General features: G+C 71.5%; 24 protein-coding genes. 21 read left to right on the forward strand and 3 right to left on the reverse strand.

The window, feature by feature from the left end; genetic code table 11:
* Position 1 precedes the first annotated feature (1 nt).
* Positions 2-601: a TetR/AcrR family transcriptional regulator gene (locus ASC54_RS07995; protein ID WP_055898208.1), complete on the reverse strand. Its 600-nt coding sequence runs from the start codon at positions 599-601 to the stop codon at positions 2-4.
* A gap of 87 nt (positions 602-688) precedes the next feature.
* Between ASC54_RS07995 and ASC54_RS08000 the strand changes: the two genes are divergently transcribed.
* The 15 genes from ASC54_RS08000 (at position 689) to ASC54_RS08075 (ending at position 16,969) form a co-directional block, all read left to right on the forward strand.
* Positions 689-1,606, forward strand: coding sequence for an SDR family NAD(P)-dependent oxidoreductase (locus ASC54_RS08000; RefSeq protein ID WP_055898210.1), 918 nt, complete (start codon positions 689-691; stop codon positions 1,604-1,606).
* 99 nt (positions 1,607-1,705) lie between these two features.
* Positions 1,706-3,127, forward strand: coding sequence for an alpha,alpha-trehalose-phosphate synthase (UDP-forming) (otsA, locus tag ASC54_RS08005; protein WP_055898213.1), 1,422 nt, complete (start codon positions 1,706-1,708; stop codon positions 3,125-3,127).
* Positions 3,128-3,130: 3 nt separating this feature from the next.
* Positions 3,131-3,973 (forward strand): trehalose-phosphatase, encoded by an 843-nt coding sequence (gene otsB / locus ASC54_RS08010; protein ID WP_082514980.1) that lies wholly within the window; start codon positions 3,131-3,133, stop codon positions 3,971-3,973.
* A 75-nt stretch (positions 3,974-4,048) separates the two neighbouring features.
* A complete protein-coding gene (locus ASC54_RS08015; RefSeq protein WP_082514981.1) occupies positions 4,049-7,030 on the forward strand; it encodes a Na+/H+ antiporter subunit A in 2,982 nt (993 codons plus the stop codon).
* Positions 7,027-7,461, forward strand: a complete 435-nt coding sequence (locus tag ASC54_RS08020; protein ID WP_055859627.1) for a Na(+)/H(+) antiporter subunit C — start codon at positions 7,027-7,029, stop codon at positions 7,459-7,461. The genes ASC54_RS08015 and ASC54_RS08020 overlap by 4 nt, the downstream gene beginning before the upstream one ends.
* Positions 7,458-9,035 (forward strand): Na+/H+ antiporter subunit D, encoded by a 1,578-nt coding sequence (locus ASC54_RS08025; protein WP_055859630.1) that lies wholly within the window; start codon positions 7,458-7,460, stop codon positions 9,033-9,035. Before ASC54_RS08020 ends, ASC54_RS08025 begins: the two co-directional genes overlap by 4 nt.
* Positions 9,032-9,586 carry a Na+/H+ antiporter subunit E gene (locus ASC54_RS08030; RefSeq protein ID WP_082514982.1) on the forward strand — a complete coding sequence of 185 codons (555 nt, stop codon included), beginning with the start codon at positions 9,032-9,034 and terminating at the stop codon, positions 9,584-9,586. The genes ASC54_RS08025 and ASC54_RS08030 overlap by 4 nt, the downstream gene beginning before the upstream one ends.
* Positions 9,583-9,912 (forward strand): monovalent cation/H+ antiporter complex subunit F, encoded by a 330-nt coding sequence (locus ASC54_RS08035; RefSeq protein ID WP_082514983.1) that lies wholly within the window; start codon positions 9,583-9,585, stop codon positions 9,910-9,912. Before ASC54_RS08030 ends, ASC54_RS08035 begins: the two co-directional genes overlap by 4 nt.
* Positions 9,912-10,367 (forward strand): monovalent cation/H(+) antiporter subunit G, encoded by a 456-nt coding sequence (gene mnhG / locus ASC54_RS08040; protein ID WP_082514984.1) that lies wholly within the window; start codon positions 9,912-9,914, stop codon positions 10,365-10,367. The genes ASC54_RS08035 and mnhG overlap by 1 nt, the downstream gene beginning before the upstream one ends.
* 9 nt (positions 10,368-10,376) lie before the next feature.
* Entirely contained in the window at positions 10,377-12,071 is a 1,695-nt protein-coding gene (gene ilvD / locus ASC54_RS08045; protein WP_055859633.1) for a dihydroxy-acid dehydratase, read from the forward strand.
* 43 nt (positions 12,072-12,114) lie between these two features.
* A complete protein-coding gene (locus ASC54_RS08050) occupies positions 12,115-13,914 on the forward strand; it encodes an acetolactate synthase large subunit (protein ID WP_055859636.1) in 1,800 nt (599 codons plus the stop codon).
* A 3-nt stretch (positions 13,915-13,917) separates the two neighbouring features.
* Positions 13,918-14,430: an acetolactate synthase small subunit gene (gene ilvN / locus ASC54_RS08055; protein ID WP_055859639.1), complete on the forward strand. Its 513-nt coding sequence runs from the start codon at positions 13,918-13,920 to the stop codon at positions 14,428-14,430.
* 61 nt (positions 14,431-14,491) lie between these two features.
* Positions 14,492-15,517 carry a ketol-acid reductoisomerase gene (ilvC, locus tag ASC54_RS08060; RefSeq protein ID WP_055859642.1) on the forward strand — a complete coding sequence of 342 codons (1,026 nt, stop codon included), beginning with the start codon at positions 14,492-14,494 and terminating at the stop codon, positions 15,515-15,517.
* A gap of 655 nt (positions 15,518-16,172) precedes the next feature.
* The gene (locus ASC54_RS08070) at positions 16,173-16,667 is read left to right on the forward strand and encodes a hypothetical protein (RefSeq protein ID WP_055859651.1); all 495 of its coding nucleotides are present in this window, start codon (positions 16,173-16,175) and stop codon (positions 16,665-16,667) included.
* Complete coding sequence (locus ASC54_RS08075; protein ID WP_055898218.1) at positions 16,664-16,969, forward strand: hypothetical protein; 306 nt, start codon at positions 16,664-16,666, stop codon at positions 16,967-16,969. The genes ASC54_RS08070 and ASC54_RS08075 overlap by 4 nt, the downstream gene beginning before the upstream one ends.
* Before the next feature lie 3 nt (positions 16,970-16,972).
* On the opposite strand, the gene ASC54_RS08080 is transcribed toward ASC54_RS08075, so the two are convergent.
* A complete protein-coding gene (locus ASC54_RS08080; RefSeq protein WP_235451430.1) occupies positions 16,973-17,350 on the reverse strand; it encodes a hypothetical protein in 378 nt (125 codons plus the stop codon).
* A gap of 116 nt (positions 17,351-17,466) precedes the next feature.
* Between ASC54_RS08080 and serA the strand changes: the two genes are divergently transcribed.
* Positions 17,467-19,059, forward strand: a complete 1,593-nt coding sequence (serA, locus tag ASC54_RS08085) for a phosphoglycerate dehydrogenase (RefSeq protein ID WP_055859659.1) — start codon at positions 17,467-17,469, stop codon at positions 19,057-19,059.
* Between the two features lie 84 nt (positions 19,060-19,143).
* Here the strand turns inward: serA and ASC54_RS08090 are convergent, their stop codons facing one another.
* The gene (locus tag ASC54_RS08090) at positions 19,144-19,383 is read right to left on the reverse strand and encodes a DUF6458 family protein (RefSeq protein WP_055859663.1); all 240 of its coding nucleotides are present in this window, start codon (positions 19,381-19,383) and stop codon (positions 19,144-19,146) included.
* Between the two features lie 208 nt (positions 19,384-19,591).
* On the opposite strand from ASC54_RS08090, the gene ASC54_RS08095 reads away from it, so the two are divergent.
* The 5 genes from ASC54_RS08095 to dapC all read left to right on the forward strand — a co-directional run bounded on the left by ASC54_RS08095 (position 19,592) and on the right by dapC (position 23,782).
* The gene (locus ASC54_RS08095) at positions 19,592-20,641 is read left to right on the forward strand and encodes a 3-isopropylmalate dehydrogenase (RefSeq protein WP_055898222.1); all 1,050 of its coding nucleotides are present in this window, start codon (positions 19,592-19,594) and stop codon (positions 20,639-20,641) included.
* A 105-nt stretch (positions 20,642-20,746) separates the two neighbouring features.
* Positions 20,747-21,871 (forward strand): branched-chain amino acid aminotransferase, encoded by a 1,125-nt coding sequence (locus ASC54_RS08100; RefSeq protein WP_055859669.1) that lies wholly within the window; start codon positions 20,747-20,749, stop codon positions 21,869-21,871.
* Between the two features lie 5 nt (positions 21,872-21,876).
* Entirely contained in the window at positions 21,877-22,305 is a 429-nt protein-coding gene (locus ASC54_RS08105; protein ID WP_055898225.1) for a hypothetical protein, read from the forward strand.
* Positions 22,302-22,619, forward strand: coding sequence for a ferredoxin (gene fdxA / locus ASC54_RS08110; protein WP_055898228.1), 318 nt, complete (start codon positions 22,302-22,304; stop codon positions 22,617-22,619). The genes ASC54_RS08105 and fdxA overlap by 4 nt, the downstream gene beginning before the upstream one ends.
* 11 nt (positions 22,620-22,630) lie before the next feature.
* Complete coding sequence (gene dapC / locus ASC54_RS08115; protein ID WP_055898230.1) at positions 22,631-23,782, forward strand: succinyldiaminopimelate transaminase; 1,152 nt, start codon at positions 22,631-22,633, stop codon at positions 23,780-23,782.
* Positions 23,783-23,886 lie beyond the last annotated feature (104 nt).

Consider the following 23,886-nt stretch of genomic DNA (forward strand, 5'->3'; position numbering starts at 1 on the left):
CCTAGGGCCGGTCGTCGAACGCTCGGCCTCCCGGGCCGTGCACGATCGCTGACTCGATGAGGTCGAGGGTCGACGCGAGGCGGGCGGAGCGCTCGTCGTCGGAGTACCGGCCGGAGCCGAGCAGTACCGCGAGACCGTGAACGGTGGACCAGGCGAAGGTGAACTGCGCCTGCAGCGTCGCGGCATCCGTCGCGGGCAGCACGGCGCGGTACAGCTCCCAGCCCGAGGGGGAGTCGGGCCGGGGTGGCGCGATCGAGACGGGGAGGAAGGCGGCGGAGAAGAGCTCGGGGTCATCGAGTGCGATCTCGACGTACGCGGCACCGAGCGCGCGCAGTCGGTCGAGGGGCGCGCCCTCCGCGACATCGGGGCGGTCGGCGATCTGCTGCGCGAACTCCTCCCTGGCGCGCTGGGAGACGACGGCCAGAAGCGCATCGGCGGAAGGGTAATGGCGATAGGCGGCCATGGGCGAGACGCCGAGCTGCTTCGCGATGCGACGAACGCTCAGCCCGGCCGCTCCCTCGGCCCGTGCGATCGCGAGGCCGGTGTCGGCGAGGGCTCGGGCGAGATCCCCATGGTGATACCTGCCGGGCTCCCGCATCATGTTTACATGATATACATAGCCCGATGTGTGCACCGCATACATTGGGTCGAGCGCCTCGCCTGCCCCGAATCGAGAAGAGAGAGCCCCATGACCGCACCCGCTCGTAACCTCCTGCCGGCCCTCGGCCCCCGCCTCGACGGCACGACCGCTCTCATCACGGGAGGCACCGACGGCGTGGGCGCCGCGCTCGCCCTCCAGCTCCGTGATCGCGGCGCGCACGTCATCGTCATCGGCCGCTCGGCCGAGAAGGCCCGTGCTCTCATCGACCGGTCGGATGCCGCGTCGAGCTCCGGCTCGCTGACGGCGCGCACGGTCGACTTCTCGCTCATGCGGTCGGTCGAGCAGGCGGTGGACGCTCTCGCCGACGACATCGATCGCATCGACATCCTCGTGCAGGGCGTCGGCGTCTTCCTCTCGCACGTCGAGCACACCGCCGAGGGCGTCGAGCTCGATTTCGCGGTGAGCTACCTCGCGCGCTTCGTCCTCCTCGAGCGCGCCGCGACGCGCGGGCTCATCGGTCCGGGCACGAGGCTCCTCTCGCTCGCTGCGACGAGCCCCACGACGCCGGGATTCGCACGGGTGGAGTTCGACGACCTCGACGCGGTGACCGCTCGCACCGGTTTCCGCGGGCACGCAGCGGCGCAGACCGCGAACGACCTCCTCGTCGCCGCGGCTTCCGCGCGGTACGGGGTCGCGGCCATGGGGTACGGGCCCGGCAACGTGCGCACGGGCATCCTGCGCGCTCAGCCCTGGTGGTTCCGCACTCTCGTAGGACTCTTCCCGAAGCGCGAGCCGCAAGCGGTCGCCGAGCAGCTCGTCTCCCTGCTCACCGACGCGAGCTGGAGCTCCGAGACGGCCGGATGGGCGGGCAGGCGCGGCCGCTTCGAGATCGCGCCGTTCATCGCGGACGAGCGCCGGCAGCGCGATCTCGTCGCCGCGAGCGAGGAGCTCCATCGCCGGGCCCTCGCCGCCCCGATCCCGGCGCCCGGGTCGACGCAATTCTGAGAGAACGGTGATATTCGGCTGATACCGTAGCGAGCCGGCCGGGCGCGCGAGCGCCGGGGTCGTGATCGATACGGAACGAGCGTGCGGAAAGCGAGTGACATGAGCCAGCGAGAGGGCCGCTTCGACTTCGTCGTCGTCTCCAACCGACTCCCCGTCGACCGGGTGATCGAGGCGGACGGGACGACGAGCTGGCAGCGCTCTCCCGGGGGCCTCGTGACCGCCCTCGAGCCCGTCATGCGCGCGGCCGACGGCGCCTGGGTGGGCTGGCCGGGCAAGCCCGACGTCGAGGTAGAGCCGTTCGAGGCCGACGACATGCATCTCGTGCCGGTCGCGCTCACCTCCGGCGAGGTCGAGCGCTACTACGAGGGCTTCAGCAACGACACGCTCTGGCCGCTCTACCACGACGTGATCTCCCCGCCCGCCTATCACCGCGAGTGGTGGGAGACCTACAAGGAGGTCAACGAGCGCTTCGCCCGCGCGAGCGCCGAGGTCGCCGCACCGAACGCGACCGTCTGGGTGCAGGACTACCAGCTGCAGCTCGTGCCCGCGCTGCTGCGGGCGATGCGCCCCGATCTCACGATCGGCTTCTTCAACCACATCCCCTTCCCGCCGTACGGCATCTACTCGCAGCTGCCGTGGCGTCGCGCGATCGCCGAGGGCCTCCTCGGCGCCGACGTCATCGGCTTCCAGCGCTCCTCAGACGCGGCCAACTTCTTCAGCGCCGTTCGCCGCCTGTTCGGCTACGGCACCCGCAGCCCCGAGATCCGCGTGCCCGACGGCGCGGGCGGCCACCGGTCGGTCATCGCGAAGGCCTTCCCGATCTCGATCGACGTCGAGAGCTTCGAGGAGATCGCGCGGCGCCCCGAGGTCATCGAGCGGGCCCGGCAGATCCGCCAGGACCTCGGGAACCCGACGACGATCATGCTCGGCGTCGACCGCCTCGACTACACCAAGGGCATCGGCCACCGGCTCAAGGCGTTCGGCGAGCTGCTGCGCGACCGCTCCGTCAGCACGGAGAACGTCACGCTCGTGCAGGTCGCGAGCCCGAGCCGTGAGCGCGTGGAGGCGTACATGCAGCTGCGCGACGAGATCGAGCTCACCGTCGGCCGGCTCAACGGCGACTTCTCCACCATCAGCCACCCGGCGATCGCATACCTCCACCACGGGTACCCGCGCGAGGAGATGGTGGCGCTCTACCTCGCCGCCGACGTCATGCTCGTCACGGCCCTGCGCGACGGCATGAACCTCGTCGCGAAGGAGTACGTCGCCTGCCGGCACGACGAGGACGGCGTGCTCATCCTCAGCGAGTTCGCCGGCGCGGCCGACGAGCTGCGCAACGCCCTCCTGGTGAACCCCCACGACATCGAGGGCATCAAGGAGGCCATGCTGCAGGCGATCGAGATGCCCAAGCGCGAGCGCTCGACCCGCATGCGGGCGCTGCGCCGCCGCGTGCGCGAGAACGACGTCGCCCGCTGGTCGCAGACCTTCCTCGACACGCTCCGCCACGTCGGGCACCGCTGAGCGATGGGCGACCGCAGCGCAGTAGCCGGCTCGGCGGCCGGTCGCGACCTCGATCAGAACCTCGATCCGGACCTCATCAGCGCCCTCGAGCGCGTCGCCGAGGCCCCGACGCTCCTCATCGCGCTCGACTTCGACGGCACGCTCGCACCGCTCGTCGACGACCCTGACGACTCCCGCGCCCTCCCCGCCGCCCGCACCGCCCTCGACGCGCTGGGCGCGCTCCCCGGCACGATCGTCGCCCTGGTCTCGGGTCGGTCGCTCGAGAGCCTCGCGCGCGTCGCCGAGGCGCCCGACGACCAGCCGCTCGTCGGCTCGCACGGCCTGGAGGTGCGCTTCGCGGCGGCGGATGCCCGCCCCGCCGTCGACGACGCCGATGCCGCCCGCGTGGCCGCGCTCCGATCGCGGCTCGAGCCCCTCGTCGCCGCCGTGCCGGGGGCCTGGATCGAGCCGAAGCCCGCCGGCCTCGCCGTGCACTCCCGCCGCGTCGACGACCCCGACGCCGTGGGCGCCCTCGTCGAGGCGGTGCATGCCGAGGCGGTCGCCGTCGACGACGCCCTCACCGTCCGCGACGGCCGCGACGTGGTCGAGTTCGCCGTGCGGGACGCGACCAAGGGCGACGGCCTCCGCGCGCTCGTCGAGCGCTTCGCCCCCGACGCGGTGCTCTTCGCGGGGGATGACGTGACCGACGAGGACGCCCTCGCCGTGCTCGGCCCGCGGGACCTCGGGATCAAGGTGGGCGAGGCCGCGTCCAGCGCCCGGGCGCGCGTGGCCGACCCGGAGCAGCTGGCGGTCGCGCTCGCGCACCTCCTCCGATCGCGTGAGAGCTTCTCAGGCGACGCTCGGTAAACTGGGGGGCGAGAGCGCCGGAACCGACGCCAGCCCTCTCCCGCCCGTGCCGCACCGACACTCGAGGGAGGACCCATGCTCGTCCTCCTCGCGCTGTTCGGAATCGCGGCCCTCCTGCTCGCCCCGCTCACGCGAGCGCTCACGAACCGCGTGTTCCTCGTGGCGGCCCTCGTCCCGCTGGGGGCCTTCGGCCATGCGCTCGTCGTCGGCCCGGGCATCCTCTCGGGGGGCCCGCTCGTCGAGCGCGCCGCGTGGGTCCCGCAGCTGCAGCTGACCCTCGATCTCGTCATGGACCCGCTGTCGTGGGTCATGACGCTCGTCGTCACGGGCGTGGGCGCGCTCGTGCTGCTCTACTGCGCGGCGTACTTCCGCAGCGACAGCGAGGGCATCGGTCGCTTCGCGGCGACGCTCACCGCGTTCGCCGGCGCCATGTACGGGCTCGTGCTGTCGGAGGACGTCTTCCTGCTCTTCGTCTTCTGGGAGCTCACGAGCGTGCTCTCCTACCTCCTGATCGGCCACTACCAGGGCCGCAGGGCGAGCCGCGGCGCGGCCCTGCAGGCGCTCATCACGACGACGCTCGGCGGGCTCGTCATGCTCGTGGGCCTGGTCCTGCTCGCCCAGCAGGCCGGCAGCGCGAGCATCCCCGTCATCATCGCGGCGGCGCCCGAGGGGGCGCTCACGACGACGGCGATCATCCTCGTCCTCGTCGGCGCGCTGTCGAAGTCGGCGATCCTGCCCTTCCACTTCTGGCTGCCCGGCGCGATGGCCGCCCCGACGCCCGTGAGCGCCTACCTTCACGCCGCCGCGATGGTGAAGGCGGGCGTCTACCTCATCGCGCGCTTCGCGCCGGCCTTCGCCGAGACCCCCTCGTGGCGCGAGATCCTCGTCGTGCTCGGGCTCGCCACCATGATCCTCGGCGGCTGGGTCGCCCTCCGGCAGACCGACCTCAAGCTCCTGCTCGCCTACGGCACGGTCAGCCAGCTCGGCCTTCTCGTCGTGATCACCGGGTGGGGCACGCGCGACGCCGCGCTCGCCGCGCTCGCCCTGCTCGTCGCCCACGCGCTGTTCAAGTCGACGCTCTTCCTCGTCGTCGGCATCATCGACCACGGCGCCGGCACCCGCGATCTGCGCGCGCTCTCCGGGCTCGGGCGGCGCGCCCCCGTGCTCGCCGCGATCGCGGCCCTCGCCCTCGCCTCGATGGCGGGCCTTCCGCCGCTGTTCGGCTTCGTCGCGAAGGAGGCGGTCCTGCACGCGCTGCTCGTCGACGCGCTCGGCGGCGCGGACCTCGCCGCGATCGCGGTCGCGGGCGTCGTCGCCGGGTCCGCGCTCACGGCGGCCTACAGCATCCGTTTCTTCTGGGGCGCCTTCGCGACGAAGGGCGGCGTCGACGACGTGGAGGATCTCGATCACGTCGGTCCGGGGTTCCTCCTCGCGCCCGCCGTGCTCGCGGTCGCCGGGCTCGCGCTCGGCCCGCTCGCCGCGCTCGCCGACGCCGGGGTCGCCCCCTCCGCCGATGGGCTCCCGGCCGGGGTCGCCCCGAGCGCCCCGAGCGCCCCGAGCGGATCGGGGGAGGTCTACCACCTCGCACTCTGGCACGGGCCGACGCTCGAGCTCGGGCTCTCCCTCCTCGCGATCCTCGCCGGCGTCGCGATCTTCCTGGCGCGCGAGCCGATCGCCCGACTGCACGCGCGCGTGCACAGCCCGGTCAGCGCGTCGGAGCTCTACTGGGACGTCGTGGGCGGCGTCGACCGCCTCGCCGTGCGCGTGACGAGCCTCACCCAGCGCGGCTCGCTGCCGTTCTACCTCGGCGTCATCCTCGTCGTGTTCGTCGCCGGCACGGGCGCCACCCTGCTCATCGGCTCGAGCGGGCCCGGCGAGGTGCGCCTGTGGGACACCCCCGCCCAGGTCGCGATCGCCGTCATCATGGTCGCCTCCGCGGTCGCGGCGACGCGCGCGCAGAAGCGCTTCACCGCCGTCCTCGTCGTCGGCGTCACCGGCTTCGGCATGTCGGCGCTCTTCTCGATCATGGGCGCGCCCGACCTCGCGATCACGCAGATCCTCGTCGAGCTCGTGACCCTCATCGCGTTCGTCCTCGTCCTGCGGCGTCTGCCGGCCCAGCTCGGCGACCGGCACGGCAGCACCCGGAAGGGCCTTCGCGCCCTCATCGCCGTCGCCGTCGGCGCGACGATGGGGGTCATCGCCCTCGTCGCCGCGGGTGCGCGCACCGAGGCGCCCATCTCGCTCGCCTGGCCCGAGCTCGCCTACGAGATCGGACACGGCCGCAACACCGTCAACGTGGCTCTCGTCGACCTCCGCGCGTGGGACACCCTCGGCGAGCTCGCCGTGGTCATCGCGGCGGCGACGGGCGTGGCGAGCCTGCTGTTCATCCGCGGCCGCGACGACGCCCTGCCGCGCCCGGCGCGCGGCCTCGTGCGTCGGCGCGTCGAGCAGCGGCTCGACCGCGTGCGCGAGCAGGGCCGCCCGGGCGAGCTGCGCAACGCGTGGATCCTCGCCGGGCCCTCGCTCGACCCCCGCAACCGCTCGATCCTGCTCGAGGTCGTCGTGCGCCTGACCTTCCACGCCACGGTCGTCGTCTCGATCTACCTGCTCTTCGCCGGGCACAACCTGCCCGGCGGCGGCTTCGCGGGAGGGCTCGTCGCCGGCCTCGCGCTCGTCGGGCGCTACCTCGCCGGAGGCCGCTACGAGCTCGGCGCCGCGGCGCCCGTCGGCGCGGGCGCGGTGCTCGGCACGGGCATGCTCCTCGCGGCCAGTACGGCAGCGATGCCGCTGATGCTGGGGGCGGATGCCCTGACCTCCGCGTTCGTCGAGACCGAGCTCCCCGTCCTCGGCCATGTCGAGTTCGTCACCTCGACGATCTTCGACGTCGGCGTCTACCTCGTCGTCGTCGGGCTCGTGCTCGACGTCCTCCGCAGCCTCGGCGCGGAGGTCGACCGGCAGGCCGACCCGGTCGAGCGCGCCATCGCCGCCGCGGGCTCCGCTCCTGCGGCAGTCAGCCCCCCGGCCGCCGCGGGCCCGCAGTCGGAGGGCCGCGCATGACCGTCTCGCTCGTCCTCGTGATCGTCATGTCCGCGATGTACGCGTGCGCCGTGTATCTGCTGCTCGAGCGGAGCCTCACCCGCGTGCTCCTCGGATTCCTGCTCGCGGGCAACGCGACCAACCTGCTGATCCTCATCATGGTCGGCGAGGCGGGCGTCGCTCCGATCTTCGACGAGTCGATCGAGGCGTCCGAGTACACCGATCCGCTGCCTCAGGCCCTCATCCTCACCGCGATCGTGATCACCTTCGCCGTCTCCTCCTTCCTGCTCGCGCTCATCTATCGCTCCTGGCGCCTGGCCAACGCCGACGACGTCAGCGACGACGCCGACGACCTCGCCCTGCGCGGCGGCGCCGTGCTCATCGCGGCGGAGGAGACCCTGCCGGAGTCGTCGACCACCGACTTCCCGCTCGAGGGCGAGGAGTCGCGATGACCGCCCTCGTCCCGCTCGTCGTCCTCGTGCCCCTGCTCGGAGCGGCCCTCACGCTGGTCGCCGGTCGCCGCCCGCAACCGCAGCGGGTCATCGCGATCGGCGCGCTCGTCATCGAGCTCGTCATCGGCATCGTCCTGCTCATCCACGTCGACCAGGTCGAGCCGCTCGTCATGGAGGTCGGAGGCTGGCAGGCGCCCTTCGGCATCGTGCTGGTCGTCGACCGACTCGCCGCGCTGATGATCGTCGTCTCCGCGATCGTGCTCCTCGCGGTCCTCGTCTTCTCGGTCGGGCAGGGTCTCGCCGACGGCGACGAGGAGACCCCCGTCTCGATCTACAACCCCACCTACCTGATCCTGACCACGGGCGTCATGATCGCCTTCATCGCCGGCGACCTGTTCAACCTCTACGTGGGCTTCGAGATCCTGCTCGTCTCCAGCTACGTGCTCATCACCCTCGGCGGCACCGAGTCGCGGATCCGGGCCGGCGTCACGTACGTGGTGGTGAGCCTGCTCTCCTCGCTGCTCTTCCTCGCGTCGATCGCGATGATCTACGGCGCGCTCGGAACCGTGACGATCGCGCAGATCGCGCAGCGCATCGGCGAGATCCCGGTCGACGTCCAGATCCTCCTGCACGTCATGCTGCTCGTCGCCTTCGGCATCAAGGCCGCCGTCTTCCCGCTGTCGTTCTGGCTGCCGGACTCCTATCCGACGGCGCCCGCACCGGTCACGGCGGCCTTCGCGGGCCTCCTCACCAAGATCGGCGTGTACGCGATCATCCGCGTCGAGACCGTCATCTTCCCCGGCCCCGAGCTCAACCCCGCTCTCATGGTGCTCGCGCTGCTCACGATGGTCGTCGGGGCGCTCGGAGCGGTCGCGCAGGCCGACATCAAGCGGATCCTCTCGTTCACGCTCGTCAGCCACATCGGCTACATGATCCTCGGCGTCGCCCTGGGCACCGTCGAGGGCACGGCGGCGGCGATCTTCTACATCGTCCATCACATCGTCGTGCAGACGACGCTCTTCCTCGCCGCGGGCCTCATCGAGCGCGAGGCGGGCAGCACCTCGATCACGCGCATCGGAGGACTGCTGGCGAGCGCCCCGCTGGTCGCGGCGCTGTTCTTCATCCCCGCCCTCAATCTGGGCGGCATCCCGCCCTTCTCCGGCTTCCTCGGCAAGCTCGGCCTGTTCCAGGCCGCCGCCCAGCAGGGGGATGCCCTGGCCTACGCGCTCATCGGCGCCGGAGCCCTCGTCTCCCTCCTCACCCTCTACGCGCTCGTGCGCGTCTGGAACCTCGCGTTCTGGCGCTCGGCCGATGCGGTGGAGGGCGATGAATCGCGACTCCTGCGCTCGGTGGAGGAGGCGCCTCTGAACACCTCGACGGTCTCGGGCGCCCGAACCACCCCTCGGCTCATGACCCTGTCGACGGCGGGGATGGTCGCCGTCGGGCTCGCTCTGACGGTGTTCGCCGGGCCGGTCTACGGCGTCGCGAGCCGCGCGGGTGAGAATCTCGACGGCCCGGGCGCCTACATCCAGCTCGTCTTCCCCGGCTCCAGCGAGGGGGCCGAGCTCGAGTGACCGATCACGACTCCCGCGTGCTCGAGCGAGAGCGCGTGCCTCTGCGACAGCAGGTTCCGCTCCTCGTCGCGCTCGTCCTGCTCTGGATGATGCTGTGGGGCTCCGTGACGCCGCTCACGATCCTCACCGGGGTCGTCGTGGCTCTCGTCGTCACGCGCACGCTGTACCTTCCGCCGGTCGCGCTCTCCGGTCGCTTCCACCTCGGATGGGCGCTGGTCTTCCTCGCCCGCTTCGCCGTCGATCTCGTCGTCGCCTCGGTTCAGGTCGCCTGGTTCGCGTTCCGACCGCGCGGCGTGCGGCGCAACGCCGTCATCCGCGTCGATCTGACGACCCGCAGCGACCTCGTGCTGACGGGCACGGCGCTCGCCGTCTCGCTCGTCCCCGGATCCGTCGTGCTCGAGGTCGATCGACCGAACTCGGTGCTCTACGTGCACGCGCTCGGGGTCGACTCGACCGAGCGCGTGGAGCGCACGCGCGCGCACGTGCTCGACTGCGAGCGGCGGCTGCTGCGGGCGATCGGCTCGCACGAGGAATGGGAGGCGGTGCGATGAGCGTCCTCATCATCATCGCGAGCGCGATCCTGTCCGTCGCCGCGATCGTCGCCCTGTGGCGGGTCGTCCGCGGCCCGAGCACCGTCGACCGCGTCATCGGCTCCGACGTGCTGCTGACGACGCTCACCCTCGTCGTCGGGACCGAGATGGTCGCGACGGGCCACACGCGCACGATCCCGCTCATGGTCGTGCTGGCCGCGACCGCTCTCCTCGGCACGGTCGCCGTCGCCCGCTTCGTCACCCGACCCGAGGGGACGGCCACGAGCACGGCGGCCACCGGGCCCGCCTCGGCGCAGCCCGACGACACCGAGAAGGGGATGAGCTGATGGTCGACGCCGAGCCCTGGGCCAGCATCCTCGACATCGCCGCGGGCGTCCTGCTCGTCGGCGGGGCGATCCTGTCGCTCGCCGCTGCCGTCGGACTCGTCCGCTTCCCCGATGCCCTCAGCCGGCTGCACGCCGCGACGAAGCCGCAGATCCTCGGCCTCGTGCTCGTCGTCCTCGCTCTCGCCCTCAGCCAGCGCAGTTGGGCGGCGCTGCTCCTGCTCACCCCCGTGATCGTGCTGCAGATGCTCACCGCGCCGATCGCGGCGCACATGGTGGGCCGCGCCGGATACCGCACGGGTGACTTCGACGCCTCGACGCTCGTGGTCGACGAGCTGGCGGCGGATGTCGCGGACGCTGGCCGCTCGGACCTCCCCGGTTCGTCCGATCCGATCGATCGCCCGGTCGGGGATGCGGCCCGCCCCGGACCGTCAGAAGAGCCCCCCGCCGAGGCATAAACTCTGTCCATGGCGGAGATCGATCACAAGCCCCGTTCGCGCGTCGTCACCGATGGGATCGAGGCGACCACCTCGCGCGGCATGCTGCGCGCCGTCGGCATGGGCGACGACGACTGGGACAAGGCGCAGGTCGGCATCGCGAGCTCGTGGAACGAGATCACGCCGTGCAACCTCTCGCTCGGCCGGCTCGCCCAGGCCGCCAAGGAGGGCGTGCATGCCGCCGGCGGCTACCCGCTGCAGTTCGGCACCGTGAGCGTCTCCGACGGCATCTCGATGGGCCACGAGGGCATGCACTTCTCGCTCGTGAGCCGCGAGGTCATCGCCGACAGCGTCGAGACCGTCATGCAGGCAGAGCGCCTGGACGGCTCCGTCCTGCTCGCCGGCTGCGACAAGTCCATCCCCGGCATGCTCATGGCCGCCGCCCGCCTCGACCTCGCGAGCGTCTTCCTCTACGCGGGCTCCATCGCGCCGGGCTGGGTCAAGCTCAGCGACGGCACCGAGAAGCCCATCACCATCATCGATTCCTTCGAGGCGGTCGGCGCGGTCAAGGCCGGCAAGATGAGCCCGGAGGACGCCCACCGCATCGAGTGCGCCTTCGCTCCGGGCGAGGGCGCGTGCGGCGGCATGTACACCGCGAACACCATGGCCTCCGTCGCCGAGGCGCTCGGCCTGAGCCTGCCCGGCTCGGCGAGCCCCGCGAGCTACGACCGCCGGCGCGACATGTACGCCCACCGCTCGGGCGAGGCCGTCGTGAACCTCCTGAAGAAGGGCATCACCGCCCGGCAGATCCTGACCAAGGAGGCGTTCGAGAACGCCGTGACCGTGGCGATGGCGCTCGGCGGCTCGACGAACGTCGTGCTGCACATCCTCGCCATCGCGAACGAGGCCGAGGTGCCCTTCACGCTCGACGACTTCAACCGCATCGGCAACCGCGTGCCCCACATCGGCGACCTCAAGCCCTTCGGCAAGTACGTCATGAACGACGTCGACCGCCAGGGCGGGCTGCCCGTGCTGCTGAAGGCGCTCCTCGACGCGGGCCTGCTGCACGGCGACGTCATGACCGTGACGGGCAGGACGATGGCCGAGAACCTCGCCGAGCTGAACCCGGACCCGCTCGACGGCGAGGTGCTCCGCTCGCTCGAGAACCCCATCCATGCCACGGGCGGCATCACGATCCTCCACGGGTCCTTCGCTCCCGAGGGTGCGGTCGTGAAGACGGCCGGATTCGACGCCGCCGTCTTCGAGGGCCCGGCCCGCGTCTTCGAGCGCGAGCGCGCCGCGATGGACGCCCTGACCAACGGCGAGATCTCCGCCGGGGATGTCGTCGTCATCCGCTACGAGGGACCCAAGGGCGGCCCCGGCATGCGCGAGATGCTCGCGATCACGGCCGCCATCAAGGGGGCTGGGCTCGGAAAAGATGTACTACTCTTGACCGACGGTCGATTCTCAGGCGGCACAACCGGACTGTGCATCGGCCACATAGCTCCCGAAGCGGTCGACGCTGGTCCGATCGCCTTCGTGCGCGATGGTGATCTCATACGGGTCGATATCGCTGCTCGCTCCCTCGACCTACTGGTCGACGCAGACGAGCTGGAGGCGCGCCGCACCGGCTGGGCGCCCCTGCCTCCGCGCTACACCCGTGGCGTTCTCGCCAAGTACTCGAAGCTCGTGCGCTCCGCTGCGGAGGGCGCGGTCACCGGGTAGTCAGGCGCTCACCCTTCCTCGCACACGACCTCAGGACTCCTTCATGCCTCCGGAATCGACCCCCGTGCCGGGCCCGTCCGCGCCCTCCCGCTCCGAGCCGCCCGTGCTCACCGGGTCGGGCGCCATCCTCGCCTCGCTCGAGAAGCTCGGCGTCACCGACGTGTTCGGCCTCCCCGGCGGCGCCATCATGCCGTTCTACGACGAGCTCATGGCCTCGACCGCCATCCGCCACATCCTCGTCCGGCACGAGCAGGGCGCCGGTCACGCCGCCGAGGGCTACGCCGCCGCGAGCGGCCGCCTCGGTGTCTGCATCGCGACCTCCGGCCCCGGCGCGACCAACCTCGTCACCGCGATCGCGGACGCCTACATGGACTCCGTCCCGCTCCTCGCGATCACCGGCCAGGTCTTCTCGACCTCGATGGGGACGGACGCGTTCCAGGAGGTCGACATCACGGGCATCACGATGCCCATCACGAAGCACTCCTTCCTCGTCACGAAGCCCGAGGACGTCCCCGGCGTGCTCGCCGCGGCCGTGCACATCGCCACGACGGGCCGCCCCGGCCCCGTGCTCGTCGACATCACGAAGGACGCCCAGCAGAAGTCGGCGCCGTTCCTCTGGCCGCCGAAGATCGACCTCCCCGGCTACCGCCCGGTGACGAAGGCGCACGGCAAGCAGATCAACGCCGCCGCCCAGCTCATCGCCGAGTCGCGCCGCCCCGTGCTCTACGTCGGCGGCGGCGTCATCCGCGCCGGCGCGCACGCCGAGCTCCTGCGCTTCGCGGAGGAGACCGGCGCGCCCGTCGTCACGACGCTCATGGCGCGCGGCGCGTTCCCCGACTCGCACCAGCAGAACCTCGGCATGCCCGGGATGCACGGCACCGTCCCCTCGGTGCTCGCCCTCCAGGAGAGTGACCTGCTCATCGCCCTCGGCGCCCGCTTCGACGACCGCGTCACCGGCAAGGTGAGCGAGTTCGCCCCGCACGCCAAGGTCATCCACGTCGACATCGACCCGGCCGAGATCGGCAAGATCCGCGCCGCGGACGTCCCGATCGTCGGCGACGCCCGCGAGGTGCTGATCGACCTGCTGCCCGCCTACCGCGACGCGGCGAAGACGGCGAAGCCCGACTTCTCCGACTGGTGGAAGCGCATCGAGAGCCTCCGCACCCAGTACCCGCTCGGCTACACGATGCCCGACGACGGCCTCCTGTCGCCGCAGTGGGTGATCGAGAAGATCGGCGAGCTCTCCGGCCCCGAGGCCGTCTACGCCGCGGGCGTCGGCCAGCACCAGATGTGGGCCGCGCAGTTCATCAAGTACGAGCGACCCGGCGCGTGGCTGAACTCCGGCGGTGCCGGGACGATGGGCTACGCCGTACCCGCCGCGATGGGCGCGAAGGTCGCCCAGCCCGATCGCCTGGTGTGGGCGATCGACGGCGACGGCTGCTTCCAGATGACCAATCAGGAGCTCGCGACCTGCACGATCAACGAGATCCCGATCAAGGTCGCCGTCATCAACAACTCCTCGCTCGGCATGGTCCGCCAGTGGCAGACGCTGTTCTACGACGGGCGCCACTCGTTCACCGACCTCAACACCGGGCACGACACGGCGATGGTGCCCGACTTCATCAAGCTCGCCGACGCGTACGGCGCCCTGGGCATCCGCGTCACGAAGCCGGAGGAGGTCGAGCCGGCCATCCGCCTCGCGATGGAGACCAACGACCGCCCCGTCGTCATCGACTTCGTCGTCAGCCGCGACGCCATGGTGTGGCCGATGGTGCCGCAGGGCGTCGGCAACTCGCAAGTGCAGTACGCGCGCGACCACGCGCCCGAGTGGGAGAGGGAGTAACCCATGTCGCACCACGTGCTCTCGCTCCTCGTCGAGGACAAGCCCGGTCTGCTCACGCGCGTCGCGGGGCTCTTCGCCCGCCGCGGGTTCAACATCATCTCGCTCGCCGTCGGCACGACGGAGGTGCCGGGTCTCTCCCGCATCACCGTCGTCGTGGATGTCGAGGGCCTGCCCCTGGAGCAGGTCACCAAGCAGCTCAACAAGCTCGTCAACGTCCTCAAGATCGTCGAGCTCGACGCGACCCAGTCGGTGCAGCGCGAGCACATGCTCATCAAGGTGCGCGTCGACGCCACGACCCGGTCGCAGATCCTCGAGGCGGCGACGCTGTTCCGCGCGCGCATCGTCGACGTCGCGACCGACGCGCTCGTGATCGAGGTCACGGGCGACACCGCCAAGGTCGAGGCCCTGCTGCGCGTGCTCGAGCCCTACGGCATCAAGGAGATCGCGCAGTCCGGCCTGCTCGCCATGGGCCGCGGCTCGAAGAGCATCAGCGAGCGCGTCCTCAAGAACTCGTGACGTCCGCCCCGGACGCCGCACGGACATCCCCCCGACCCCACACCACAAGGAGACAACTCTCGTGACCGAGATCTACTACGACAAGGACGCCGACCTCGCTCTCATCCAGAGCAAGAAGGTCGCGATCGTCGGCTACGGCTCGCAGGGCCACGCCCACGCGCAGAACCTGCGCGACTCGGGCGTCGAGGTCGTCATCGCGCTCAAGGAGGGCTCGAAGTCGGTCGCCAAGGCGCACGAGGACGGCTTCACCGTCAAGACCGTCGCCGACGCCGCCGAGTGGGCCGACGTCATCATGATCCTCGCGCCCGACCAGCACCAGCGCGCCATTTACAGCGAGAGCATCCAGGGTGCCCTCAAGCCGGGCAAGACGCTCGCCTTCGCGCACGGCTTCAACATCCGCTTCGGCTACATCGACGCCCCCGAGGGCGTCGACGTCATCCTCGTCGCCCCCAAGGCCCCCGGCCACACGGTGCGCCGCGAGTTCGTCGCCGGCCGCGGGATCCCCGACATCGTCGCCGTCGAGCGCGACACCACGGGCCACGCGTGGGATCTCGCGCTCTCGTACGCGAAGGCCATCGGCGGCACCCGCGCGGGCGTCATCAAGACGACCTTCACGGAGGAGACCGAGACCGACCTCTTCGGCGAGCAGGCCGTGCTCTGCGGCGGCACCTCGCAGCTCGTGCAGTACGGCTTCGAAGTGCTCACCGAGGCCGGATACCAGCCCGAGATCGCCTACTTCGAGGTTCTGCACGAGCTCAAGCTCATCGTCGACCTCATGTGGGAGGGCGGCATCGCCAAGCAGCGCTGGAGCGTCAGCGACACGGCCGAGTACGGCGACTACGTCTCCGGCCCGCGCGTCATCGACCCCTCGGTGAAGGAGAACATGCAGGCCGTTCTCGCCGACATCCAGTCGGGCGCGTTCGCCAAGCGCTTCATCGCCGACCAGGACGCCGGCGCCCCCGAGTTCCGCGAGCTGCGCGCCAAGGGCGAGCAGCACCCGATCGAGGAGACGGGCCGCAAGCTGCGCGCCCTCTTCGCGTGGAAGCAGCAGGATGCGGACTACGTCGACGGCAGCGCTGCGCGCTGACGTCGCCGCAGTCCGCAATGCGGACGCGGTGCTTGCCGGTTCCGATGCGCAAGCGCATCGGAACATCGACGGCTCTGCCGCGCGCTAGTCGCTCGCACGATCGAGGCCGGTCGCCCTTCGGGGCGGCCGGCCGTCGTCTTTGCGCCCGCCTCAGCAGGAGAGGCGCGGTCGGCGCCGTGCTCCGGCCCGTACTCGTCCTTCCAGCGCACGGTCGGCTCGGCCTGCGGGCGCGGGCCGCGTCGCCCCGTCACGATCCACCACGGACCGAGCCCGCCGGCTCCGGCCGCCGCGAGCATGGTCGCCGCGATGAGCTACAGCGCCCCGACCGCGACCGGCGCGACGAGCAGCCGCCCGAGCGGTCGGCCGTGCCGCAGCCGGCCCTCGAGCCCGACCGCGGCCCACATGACCCGCGCCGCAGCAGGTGGATGCCGTTGTCGACGAGCGCGACGCGGAACAGGTCGTCGGCGATGCGCCGGCGCGGCAGGCGAACGGCGCGGTCACCGGGAAGTCGCGCCCCATCCGGCACATCAGCGGCACGCCCGTGAGCGGTCGCCCGTCGACGGTGATGAACGGCATGGACCCCCCTGCCGACCGACGCTAGCCGCTGCCCCCGACGCTCAGCGGGCATCGTCCCGAGGGTCGATAGGGTGGCCGCATGACCGCCGACCGCCGCGAGGACGCCCTCGACTGGGGCGACCCCGACGACCCGAGCTGGGTCGACCCGGGCCGCGACGAGCCCTCCGACGATGTGCCGGCCGACGAGGTCGCCGCCGACGAGCCGCTCGCGCCGGGCGATGAGGGGGCGGATGCCCGCGACGGCGTCGCCGCGCCCGTCGCGACCGCGGCATCCGCCGCCGATCGGCGCCGCACCGCCGTCACGGCGGCGACGGGCCTGCTCGCCGGGGTGTACCTCGCCTACTCGGTCGGCTGGATCCTGTCGATCGGCGCGCTCCCGCTGACGGGTGCGACGCTGCTCATCGAGGTGATGTACCAGTTCGGCGAGTTCCTCGCGATCATCGCGTGCGCGCTGTGGTTCGGCACCGTCATGGCGCTCACCCGCGGCGGCCGCCCTGCCGTGCGCATCGGCTGGCTCGCGCTCGGCACGCTCGTGCTCGTGCCGTGGCCGCTGCTCATCGGGGTGCTCTCGTGAGGGCCGCGCGCATCGCCATCGCAATTGCCTTGGGGTTAATCGTCTCGTGGTTTATCTTCGACGCCCTGTCGCAGGCCATCGCGCTTCCTCTCGATCTGGAAGCTGTGGGGTTGGCAGATCGCACGCCAGTCTTCGTGCTTTGGGCAAGTGTCCTCTTGCCCGCGGTGATCTACGGCTTGGCGTTGATCGTCGGATGGCGCCAATCGCTTTCCCGCTACACGCTTGTTGCGATCGTCGGGCTGTGTGTCATCGCGACTGCTCGGTTGAGTCTGTATTCCCTCGTCGGCTTCTTGCTTCGCTAGCGATCAGCCGAGCGACACCCACAGCACGACCGCGATGAGCGCGACCTGCGCCACGAGACGCGGCCAGAACGGCACCGCGATGCGCCCGAACCGCTCGGGGTGCCTCGCGGCGTACGCGTTCGCGGGGAACACGCAGACGAGGAACACGGCGAGGGCGATGCCCGCGGCGACGCGCGTCGGCTCCCACAGCAGCCCCAGCCCCCCGGCGATCTCGCACACGCCGGTGATCCAGACCAGCCAGCGGGCGGACAGGGGGCGGTCCCGCAGAGCGGGCGGGATGATCGCGGCCATCCCGCGCTCGAGCACGGGCACGAAGTGGAGGGCGCCCATGGCGATGAACAGCACCGCCGTGATCGCGCGCGCGAGCTCGACGGGCGTCATGGCCGCCATTCTGCCTGCGATACCCTGAGAGCACCGATCGCCCCCGACGGAGCGCGGCGATCGCACACCACCACCACCACTCCTCGTTTCGCGTACCCCTGCGTAAGGACGTCCTCGTGACCAAGCCGGTTGTGCTCATCGCCGAAGAACTCTCTCCCGCCACGGTCGACGCCCTCGGGCCCGACTTCGAGATCCGCCAGGTCGACGGCACCGACCGCTCGGCGCTGCTGTCGGCCCTCGCCGATGCGAGCGCGGTGCTGATCCGCTCGGCGACGCAGATGGACGCCGAGGCGATCGCCGCCGGCCGTCGGCTGAAGGTCATCGCCCGCGCGGGCGTGGGCCTCGACAACGTCGACGTGAAGGCGGCGACCACGGCGGGTGTGATGGTCGTGAACGCCCCGACCTCCAACGTCATCTCGGCCGCCGAGCTCGCCGTCGGGCACCTGCTCGCGCTCGCCCGGCACATCCCGGACGCGAACGCCTCGATGAAGCGCGGCGAGTGGAAGCGCTCGGCCTTCACCGGCATCGAGCTGTACGAGAAGACCGTCGGCGTCGTCGGCCTCGGCCGCATCGGCACGCTCGTCGCCCAGCGCCTCGCCGGCTTCGGCGTCGAGCTCGTCGGCTACGACCCCTTCGTCCCGCCGGCGCGCGCCCAGCAGCTCGGCGTGACCCTCCTGAGCCTCGATGAGCTCATGGAGCGCAGCGACTTCATCACCATCCACATCCCGAAGACGCCCGAGACGACCAACCTCATCGGCGCGGCGCAGTTCGCGAAGGCCAAGCCCTCCCTGCGGATCGTCAACGCCAGCCGCGGCGGCATCATCGACGAGGATGCCCTGCGCGAGGCGCTCGCGACCGGCCGCATCGCCGGCGCCGGCCTCGACGTCTTCGTCTCCGAGCCGCCCGTCGGCTCGCCCCTCCTCGACCTCCCCACCATCCAGCTCACCCCGCACCTCGGAGCGTCGACGGACGAGGCGCAGGAGAAGGCGGGCGTCTCGGTCGCGAAGTCGGTGCGCCTCGCGCTCGATGGCGAGCTCGTGCCCGACGCCGTCAACGTTGCGGGAGGCGTGATCGACCCGAGCGTGCGCCCGGGCATCCCGCTCATGGAGAAGCTCGGCCAGGTGTTCGCGAGCCTTGCGGACCACGCCTTCGCGAGCATCGACGTCGAGGTCCGCGGCGAGATCGTCGAGCACGACGTCAACGTGCTCAAGCTCGCCGCTCTCAAGGGCATCTTCGGCCGCATCTCCAGCGAGCAGGTCAGCTACGTCAACGCCCCGCTGCTCGCCGAGCAGCTCGGCGTCGCCGTGCGCCTCATCACCGACGCCACGAGCGAGGAGTACCGCAACCTCCTCACGATCCGCGGCGCGCTCGCGGACGGCACGCAGCTGTCGGTCTCCGGCACCCTCGTGGGCGCGAAGCAGGCGCAGAAGATCGTCGAGATCAACGGCTACGACGTCGAGGTGCCGATGGCCGAGCACTTCATCGTCATGCTCTACACCGACCGCCCGGGAATCGTCGCGGTCTACGGCAAGGAGTTCGGCGAGGCGCAGATCAACATCGCCGGCATGCAGATCGCCCGCCACGAGGCCGGCGGCCCGGCGCTGAGCGTCCTCACGGTCGACTCCCGCGTTCCGGACGAGCTCCTCGAGCGCGTGCGCGCCGCCATCGACGCGACCGTCATGCGCGAGATCACGATCGTCGAGGGCTGACGCGGCGCCGCCGCGCGCACGAGAACGGCGCCGCTCCCGTGGGGGGCGGCGCCGTCGTCGTGCGGGGCGTGGGGGCTGCGCGATCTACACGATCTCGTCGCGACGCGTCACGCGATCGCCCGTGACCGGGTCGACCGTGGTGTGCGAGGTCGACGTCGTGCGACGACGACTCATCAGCACGACGCCGATGATGACCGTCACGACGCCGGCGACCATCAGGATGTACCCGATCGTCGACAGCTCGATCCAATCGAGGCTGACGTTCACAGCGAAGGCGAGGATCGCCCCCAGCGCGAACATGAAGATTCCGAATCCGATGCTCATGGCGGAGCTCCTTCCGTATCCGGGAGCGAACCTAGCGTTAGCTGGATGCTTCGCGAAAGCCCTTCGCCTCCGGGAGGGCCCCGCAGGCGGTAGCCTGAAGAGGCCCCCTCGCCCGTCATTCCGGGGATCCGAGGGTCAAGCTGTGAATCAGCCGTACCGCCCCCCGACCGGGGGTCGAACGCCCCGTCCGCCACGCAGGAAGGCCCTCATGACCTCGACCATCGATCTGGCCGTCATCCCCGGAGACGGCATCGGCCCCGAGGTCACCGCCGAGGCGCTCGCCGTTCTCCGCGCGGCGGTCGGCGGCGAGGTCGAGATCACCGAGACCGAGTACTTCCTCGGCGCCGAGCACTACCTGGCCACCGGCGAGATCCTGCACGACGAGACCATGGAACGCCTCGCGCGCCACGACGCGATCCTGTTCGGCGCCGTCGGCGGCGATCCGCGGGATGCCCGGCTCGCGGGCGGCCTCATCGAGCGCGGTCTCCTGCTCCGGCTGCGGTTCGCGTTCGACCACTACGTGAACCTGCGCCCCACGACGCTCTTCCCCGGGGTCGTCTCGCCCCTGTCGAACCCCGGCGAGGTCGACTTCGTCGTCGTGCGCGAGGGCACCGAGGGTCCCTACGTGGGCAACGGCGGGAGCATCCGCGTCGGGACCCCGCACGAGATCGCGAACGAGACGAGCGTGAACACCGCGTTCGGCGTGGAGCGCGTCGTGCGCTTCGGCTTCGCCCAGGCCGCGGCGCGCAGCGGCCGGCTCACGCTCGTGCACAAGACCAACGTGCTCGTGAACGCCGGCTCGCTCTGGCAGCGCACGGTCGACCGCGTGGCCGCGGAGTTCCCCGACGTGCGCGTGGACTACCTGCACGTCGACGCCGCGACGATCTTCCTGGTCACCGACCCGGCGCGCTTCGACGTCATTGTGACCGACAACCTCTTCGGCGACATCCTGACCGACCTGGCCGGCGCCATCAGCGGCGGCATCGGGCTCGCGGCCTCGGGGAACATCAATCCCGACCGCGCCTTCCCGAGCATGTTCGAGCCCGTGCACGGCTCGGCCCCCGACATCGCCGGGCAGCAGAAGGCGGACCCGACGGCGGCCATCCTCTCGGCCGCCCTGCTGCTCGACCACCTCGGGCACCGGGAGGCAGCCGCGCGCATCACCGCGGCGGTCGCGGCCGACCTCGCCGGTCGCGGCTCCGAGCGTCGCTCGACGCGTCAGGTGGGGGAGGCCATCCTCGCCGCGCTCGGCCGCTAGACCACGGGGCCCGCGGGCCCGACCTGCTCCGCGCCCGCGGCGGAGTAGCCTGAACCCACACTCCACCGTCGGAGAGCATCCGACGGCGATTCCTCGAGGACGACCATGACGAACCTCCTGCCGATGGCGGACCAGGGGCTGACCTTCCAGGTCACCCGCAACGACCGTGCGATGAGCGACGAGGAGCGCGAGGCGATCCTCGCCGCGCCGGGCTTCGGCAAGCACTTCACCGACCACATGGTCGACATCTGCTGGAGCGAGAAGGGCGGCTGGCACCGCCCGCGCGTGCAGCCCTACGGCCCGATCTCGCTCGACCCCTCGGCGGCCGTCCTGCACTACGGCCAGGAGATCTTCGAGGGTCTCAAGGCCTACCGCCACGCCGACGGCTCGATCTGGTCGTTCCGCCCCGACGCGAACGCGCGCCGCCTGCAGCGCTCCGCGAAGCGACTCGCGCTGCCCGAGCTGCCCGTCGAGCACTTCCTCGAGTCGTTGCGCCAGCTCATCGCCGTCGACGGCGACTGGGTGCCGAGCGCGCCGGAGACCAGCCTCTACCTGCGCCCCTTCATGTTCGCCAAGGAGGCATTCCTCGGGGTGCGCCCCGCGCACAAGGTCGCGTACTACGTGATCGCCTCGCCCGCGGGCGCCTACTTCTCCGGCGGCGTCGCCCCCGTCTCGATCTGGCTCACGACGACGTACTCGCGCGCCGGCAGGGGCGGCACGGGCGCGGCGAAGACCGGCGGCAACTACGCGGCCTCCCTCGTCGCGCAGGCCGAGGCGGCCGAGCACGGCTGCCAGCAGGTGCTCTTCCTCGACTCGGTCGAGGGCACGTACCTGGAGGAGCTCGGCGGCATGAACATCGTGCTCGTGAAGAAGGACGGCACTCTGCTCACTCCCGCGAGCGACTCGATCCTCGAGGGGATCACCCGCGACTCGATCCTGCAGCTCGCGGAGGACCGCGGCCACACGGTCGAGCGTCGCCGCGTGAGCCTCGCGGAGTGGCGGGAGGGCGTCGCATCGGGCGACATCGTCGAAGCCTTCGCGTGCGGCACCGCCGCCGTCGTCACCCCCATCGGCCTCCTGAAGGGCGTCGTCGACGGCGAGCCCTTCGCGATCGGCTCGGCCGATGCCGAACCGGGCGAGCTGACGATGTCGCTCCGCCAGGAGCTCACCGACATCCAGTACGGCCGGCGCCCCGACACCCACGGGTGGATGCTCCGCCTGGACGCCTGAGCGACGTGACCACCCGCTCCGCCCGCCGCCGGGCGCTGCACCGCATCGGCGTGCTCGCGCTCTCGAGCCTCAGCGGCGCCGCCGTCGGCCTCGTCGGCTCGGCGACCCACCAGTCGCTGCCACCCGTCGGCATCGCGCTCGCGCTCGTCACGACGGCGCTGCTCCTGAGCGGGCTGCGCGCCTGGGGGGACGACCGCGGCCCCGCCGTCGCCGGAGCATTCGGCCTCGGCTCGGTCGCCCTGGCTCTCGCGACCCCGGGCGCGGGCGGCTCCGTCCTGATCCCCGGAAACCCGCTCGGCTACGGCTGGACGCTCGGCATCATGCTCATCGCCCTCGTCGTGCTCGCGTGGCCCCGCATCCAGCGCACTCACCGCCGACCGGCGGGTAGCATCGAACCGACCGCTCCCGATCAGAAGGACCCCTCAGCGCCGTGACCTATGTGATCGCACTTCCCTGCGTCGACGTCAAAGACCGCGCGTGCATCGACGAGTGCCCGGTCGACTGCATCTACGAGGGCGACCGGATGCTCTACATCCACCCCGACGAGTGCGTCGACTGCGGCGCCTGCGAGCCCGTGTGCCCCGTCGAGGCGATCTACTACGAGGACGACCTGCCCGAGCAGTGGAGCGACTACTACCGCGCGAACGTCGAGTTCTTCCAGGAGATCGGCTCGCCCGGCGGTGCGGCGAAGGTCGGCGTGATCCACAGCGACCACGAGGTCGTCACGGCCCTCCCGCCGCAGAACTGACGCGGGGCCCCGTGCCCCTCTCCCTTCCCGACTTCCCCTGGGACTCCCTCGCGCCGTTCGCGGCCCGTGCGCGGGCCCACTCCGATGGCATCGTCGATCTCTCGGTCGGCTCGCCCGTCGATGCGACGCCCGCCGTCGTGCGCGACGCGCTCGTGGCCGCGACCGACGCGCACGCCTACCCGCAGACGATGGGCACGCCCGCGCTGCGCGAGGCGATCGTGCGCTGGTACGCGCGTCGTCGTGATGTGACCCTGATCGGCCCGGACGCGGTCATCCCCACGATCGGGTCGAAGGAGCTCGTCGCTCTCCTGCCGCTCCTGCTCGGCCTCGGCCGCGACGACGTCATCGTGCACCCCCGCACCGCCTACCCCACGTACGCCGTCGGCGCCGCGCTCCTCGGAGCGCGCGCCGTCGCGGAGGACGACCCCGCGCGCTGGCCCGAGGGCGCCCGCCTCATCTGGATCAACTCGCCCGGCAACCCCGACGGCGCCGTGCTCGGCGTGGAGGCGCTGCGCGCGGCGGTGCTGCGCGCCCGCGAGCTCGGAGCGGTCATCGTCAACGACGAGTGCTACGCCGAGCTCGGGTGGGAGCCCGAGCGGTGGGGCGCGGGGCCCGCCGACGGCGGCGAGGACGACCCGCACGCCGTCGCGCGCGTGCCGAGCATCCTCGACCCGCTCGTGACGGCGGGCGACCACTCGGGGCTCCTGAGCGTCTACTCGCTCTCGAAGCAGTCCAACCTCGCCGGCTATCGCGCGGCCTTCCTCGCCGGCGACCCTGCCCTCGTGCGGCAGCTGCTCGAGGCGCGCAAGCACCTCGGGCTCATCCCGCCCGCTCCCGTGCAGGCGGCGATGATCGCGGCGCTCGACGACGACGCGCACGTCGCCACCCAGCGCGAGATCTATCGAGCCCGACGGGATGCCCTCGCCGGTGCCCTGCGCGCGTCCGGCTTCCGCATCGACCGCTCCGAGGCCGGGCTCTACCTCTGGGCCACGCGCGACGAGCCGGCGCTCGACACCCTCGCGCAGCTCGCGGAGCTCGGGATCCTCGTCGCTCCCGGCACCTTCTACGAGGGGGAGGGCTCGCGGCACGTGCGGTTCGCGCTCACGGCGAGCGATGAGCGGATCTCGCAGGCCGTCGCGCGACTGCGCGCTGCGGCGTTGTGACAGCCCACGGACATCCTTGGCGGTCATCGACAACCCGGGGTCGGGTGTCTTGGCCGATGCGGTACTGGTCGCCGCGGTCGCCTAGGCTGTAGTCGGGTTCCTTC

Origin of the sequence: Yonghaparkia sp. Root332 (genome assembly GCF_001425665.1) — a bacterium.
Lineage (GTDB): Bacteria > Actinomycetota > Actinomycetes > Actinomycetales > Microbacteriaceae > Microcella.

What these genes read in the sequence shown, in the direction of transcription:
- ASC54_RS07995 (WP_055898208.1), bottom strand. Translation starts at nt 601, where the DNA reads ATGATGCGGGAGCCCGGCAGGTATCACCATGGGGATCTCGCCCGAGCC.
- ASC54_RS08000 (WP_055898210.1), top strand. Translation starts at nt 689, where the DNA reads ATGACCGCACCCGCTCGTAACCTCCTGCCGGCCCTCGGCCCCCGCCTC.
- otsA (WP_055898213.1), top strand. Translation starts at nt 1,706, where the DNA reads ATGAGCCAGCGAGAGGGCCGCTTCGACTTCGTCGTCGTCTCCAACCGA.
- otsB (WP_082514980.1), top strand. Translation starts at nt 3,131, where the DNA reads ATGGGCGACCGCAGCGCAGTAGCCGGCTCGGCGGCCGGTCGCGACCTC.
- ASC54_RS08015 (WP_082514981.1), top strand. Translation starts at nt 4,049, where the DNA reads ATGCTCGTCCTCCTCGCGCTGTTCGGAATCGCGGCCCTCCTGCTCGCC.
- ASC54_RS08020 (WP_055859627.1), top strand. Translation starts at nt 7,027, where the DNA reads ATGACCGTCTCGCTCGTCCTCGTGATCGTCATGTCCGCGATGTACGCG.
- ASC54_RS08025 (WP_055859630.1), top strand. Translation starts at nt 7,458, where the DNA reads ATGACCGCCCTCGTCCCGCTCGTCGTCCTCGTGCCCCTGCTCGGAGCG.
- ASC54_RS08035 (WP_082514983.1), top strand. Translation starts at nt 9,583, where the DNA reads ATGAGCGTCCTCATCATCATCGCGAGCGCGATCCTGTCCGTCGCCGCG.
- mnhG (WP_082514984.1), top strand. Translation starts at nt 9,912, where the DNA reads ATGGTCGACGCCGAGCCCTGGGCCAGCATCCTCGACATCGCCGCGGGC.
- ilvD (WP_055859633.1), top strand. Translation starts at nt 10,377, where the DNA reads ATGGCGGAGATCGATCACAAGCCCCGTTCGCGCGTCGTCACCGATGGG.
- ASC54_RS08050 (WP_055859636.1), top strand. Translation starts at nt 12,115, where the DNA reads ATGCCTCCGGAATCGACCCCCGTGCCGGGCCCGTCCGCGCCCTCCCGC.
- ilvN (WP_055859639.1), top strand. Translation starts at nt 13,918, where the DNA reads ATGTCGCACCACGTGCTCTCGCTCCTCGTCGAGGACAAGCCCGGTCTG.
- ASC54_RS08070 (WP_055859651.1), top strand. Translation starts at nt 16,173, where the DNA reads ATGACCGCCGACCGCCGCGAGGACGCCCTCGACTGGGGCGACCCCGAC.
- ASC54_RS08080 (WP_235451430.1), bottom strand. Translation starts at nt 17,350, where the DNA reads ATGACGCCCGTCGAGCTCGCGCGCGCGATCACGGCGGTGCTGTTCATC.
- ASC54_RS08090 (WP_055859663.1), bottom strand. Translation starts at nt 19,383, where the DNA reads ATGAGCATCGGATTCGGAATCTTCATGTTCGCGCTGGGGGCGATCCTC.
- ASC54_RS08095 (WP_055898222.1), top strand. Translation starts at nt 19,592, where the DNA reads ATGACCTCGACCATCGATCTGGCCGTCATCCCCGGAGACGGCATCGGC.
- ASC54_RS08100 (WP_055859669.1), top strand. Translation starts at nt 20,747, where the DNA reads ATGACGAACCTCCTGCCGATGGCGGACCAGGGGCTGACCTTCCAGGTC.